At 68.1% G+C, this 3,889-nt stretch carries 1 protein-coding gene; it reads right to left on the reverse strand.

The window, feature by feature from the left end:
• Nucleotides 1-502: 502 nt before the first annotated feature.
• Nucleotides 503-3,889: fibronectin type III domain-containing protein (locus IIE03_RS17945; RefSeq protein ID WP_192864138.1), on the reverse strand; the 3,387-nt coding region annotated here is incomplete at its 5' end.

Below are 3,889 nucleotides of genomic sequence, written 5' to 3' on the forward strand. Positions count from 1 at the left end.
CGCCGTGACTCGCCCTGGTCACCCAGATCCCGGAGTCGTTCAGCACGACGTCCGCCGTCGCCTCGCCGTCGTACCAGAGCACGAGACCCAGCAGGGCGCCCGAGAACATGGCGACGACACTCGCCGACGCGATCGCGCGCTTGTTCTCCATGACGCGTGACACCAGGGACACGAGTCTCCTCCTCGACTACGACGTTGTGGTGGCCGCCCTGGACACAGGTTCCGCTCCCCCGCGCCTCGTCTCCGGCCTGTCCGAATCCTCGGGTTAATCCACCCAGATTCCGGAGTTCACCCTACAAGGAGGCACTGACACACCGACAGAAAAAACGGATGGGGAGATCTCCCCATCCGCAGGATCTACACACTCCTGCGGGAAACAGAAGTCAACGACCGCGGCCGATTCGGTCCTGACCAAAACGACGGCTGGTGTCCCCGGCTCCGGCAGTTATTCGTTTGCTCCGGGGGCCGCGCGGCGGAGTTGCGCCGCGCGGCCCCGGGAACGTCAGATGTTCCAGGTACTGCCTGTGTACAAGTCGTCGGGTGTCTTCACGCCGACTGCCGTGCCGTTGTAGCTCCGGCCCATGTAGCAGTCCACGCGCTTCGACCCGCTGTCACCGCTGACGGTCGTCTTCGTTGCGCTGCCCGACCAGTTCGTGGCGTGGGACTTGATGTCATGCCATTCGCGCGGACCGCCCTGGGCTGATGTGTCGCCCGCCCAGCACGCGACCTGATGGTTGCCGCTACCCGCGTTCCTCCAGTTGATGGTCCAGTACTCGCAGCGTTCGTTCGAGCATCCGGCCGACACGCCCGAGGAGGTCACCCAGAACTGCGGCTGCGGTCGCGCGTTCGACGTGGCAGAGGCACAGTTGCTCGCCGTCTGGCCCTCGGAGTCCGTCACCGTCACACAGGCTTCCTCCCTGGTGCTGTAGCCGGTCGAGACGCTCTGCGTGCCGCTCTTGGCGGTGCTGGTGAACGCGCCGGTCACCCGCACCGTGGTGGGCCGCCCGTTGGTGCCCCGGGCGTCCCAGGTGAACGTCACCTTCTGGTCACCGCCGCTCGCCGAGATCGACGGCGTCGGCGGCTTGCCGTACGGCGTCACCGCGTTGGACGCCGGCGACCACTCCGAGCATGCGCCCTGGTCGTTGCAGGCCCGCACGTTGAACGTGTACGAGGTGCCGTTCGACAGACCCGGGAAGGTCATCGACGAGTTGGTCGTGTTCCTGGTGCTCGTCGCCGGGTTGGACCTCACCTCGTAATGTCCTCCCGTGCCGCGGAAGTCGCCGATGCCATTCCAGCTCACGTCCGCTTGTCCGCTCGTGTTGCTGCCGAGGCGCGCGGTCGGCTGCCCCGGGCGATCGGGCGTGCCGTACGGCTGCACGGCGTTGGACTGCGGGCTGGTCTCGGACCTGCCCGCCTTGTTCTCGGCCGTCACCTGGAACGTGTAGCTCTTGTCGGTGTCCAGATTCCGTACGGGCTGGCTGGTACCCGTGACCTCGATCGTCCTGACCTTCGAGCCGCCCTGCAGCACGTCGAGGTAGTACCGCTTGATCGCGTCACCGTTGTTCGCCGGCGCCGTCCAGCTGACGTCGACCTGACCTCCCAGGCTGGTGTTCGCGCGCGTCGCGGTGGGTGCCGCGGGCTGCTCCGGCGGGCCGGCCGGAACCTCGGGCGCGGACGGGTCGGACCACTCCGACGGATCGGGCGCCTGGTTCTTCGCCTGCACCCGCACCGTGTACGCCGTGCCGTTCTCCAGCCCATCCCACACGGTGCTCGTCCCGCGGAGGCATTCCTTCTGCGGGATGCCGTTCGGCGGCACGGGCGAGATCTCCAGGTTCACGCACTCGATCGGCGAGCGGTCGGAGTAGTTCTTGTTCGTCCAGGTGACCTCGAGCGACTTGTCGCCGAACTCCAGGTCCGGCGGCGCCGGCTGGTCCGGCTTCTCGTCCGGACGCGCCTCCTGGGACGGCGGCGACGCCTCACCCAGCCCGACCTCGTTCTCCGCCTGCACCGTGAACGTGTACGTCACGTTGTTCGTCAGACCCTTCACCGTGCACGTCGTCGTGGAGCACGGCTGCTCGTCTCCCCGAGAAGACGTCACCGTGTAGCCCTCGATCGGCGCGCCGTTGTTGTTCGGCTCGTCCCACGACAGCACCACGGTCTCGGACCGCACCTCCTCCACACGCGGAGCGCGCGGAGCCTCCGGCTTCCCGAGCACCGTGAGGTTGACGACCCCGTCGACCCACCGGTCCTCGTCCTTGGTGGCGTCCTGCACGGTGTACTTGACCCGCATCAGGCCGTGGAAACCCTCCCTGGGCGTCACGACGACCTGGTTGCCGTTGTAGTCGGCCGTGCCGTCGCCCGTCTCCACGGCTGCCGAGCCGACGAGCTCGAGCGGCGTCTCGGGGAACGGGTTGGTGTCGTTCGCCAGCACGTCGACGCTCGTCGCGACGCCCTCGTGGGCGCCGTCGACGACGTCCTCGCCGGTGGCGACCAGTGGCCGGTTCGACGCCACGACCTGCACGGTCAGTTCGCCCGGGACCGGATCGGTGGTGCCGTCGGTCACGGTGAACGGGATCGCCTGAGACGTGCCCTTGGTCACCGACGGCTCCGCCTGGGCCGTGACCGTGCTGCCCTGCACCGAAGCGCTCAGGCCCTCGACGTCGCCCGTGACCTTGAACTCCAGCGGATCGTTCTCCGGGTCGGTGACGTAAGCCGCCAGGTCCACGGCGCCCTCCTCACCGGCAGGCACCTCCAGCACCGGCGACCCCTTGATCTCCGGGGGCTGGTTGTCCGAGGGCCTGACCTCGATCGGAAGCGTCAGCGTCGCCTTGCGTCCGTCCGGGTCCTCCGGGCCGTCCCCGTCGGTCACCTCGAAGCTCACGGACGCGGGTCCGTGGTAGTCCTCCTCGGAAACGTACGTCAGGCCCGCGAGGCCGGTGATCTCCACGGATCCCTCGACGGCGCTCACCGTCGACTCCTCCGTGATCTGCGGCTCCAGCCCTTCCTCGACCACGACGTAGTCGTTCAGGTCGATCTCGAGCGGCTCCCCGCTGATGGCCTCGAGCGGCTCCAGGCCCGGCTTGAGGTGGGGCGTGAGGGAATCGCCGGGAACTCGGATGAACGCGCTGGACTCCAGCCCGTCCATGTCGGTGACGGTGTACGTGATGATCTGGAGATCCGGCGTCGTCGGGACGGTGATCTTCCCGTCCTCCGACAGCGTGGCCTCCCCGGCGTCCACACCGAGGCTCACCTCGAGGTCCGCGGCGACGCCGTCCGGATCGACGTCGTTGACCAGGACGTCCACGGTGACAGACTCCTTGCCCACCACGTCCGGGACGGACAGGACGTCGTCGTTCGCCACCGGAGGAACGAGCGGCGCATCCCGGGAGACCCTCACCGTGATCACACCCTGTGCCCGCGCCTTGTAGATGTCCTGGATACCGTAGTAGAAGGGATGCTGCCCGGCTTCGGACGGTGCGGTCACGACCACCTGGTCGTCGGCCACGGCGGGCTCGAGGTCGCCGGTGCTGCCGAACAGGGACTCCACCAGGCCGATCTCGTCGCCGTCCGGGTCGGTGTCGTTCGCCATCGCGTCGATCGCCACCATCCGTTCCGGCCGCACGAGAGTCTCGTCATCCTGCGCGACGGGCTTCTGATTGGTCTCCGGCAACGGGGCGATGCCTACCCGGACGGTGCCGATTCCCACGGCGCCCCGGGTGTCCGTGGCGGTGTAGGTGAACGTGTCGGTCCCTACGGCGTCGGGCGACGCCTCGAAGTCGATGAAGCCGTCGGTGATCCGCGCACGGCCCATCGTCGGAGCTCCCGAGATGTCCGACAGCATCACGTAGTCACCATCCGGGTCGATCCCGTCCAACGGCACGTCGATCCG

Source organism: Myceligenerans pegani, assembly GCF_014892515.1.
In the GTDB taxonomy this organism is placed as follows: Bacteria; Actinomycetota; Actinomycetes; order Actinomycetales; family Cellulomonadaceae; genus Myceligenerans; species Myceligenerans pegani.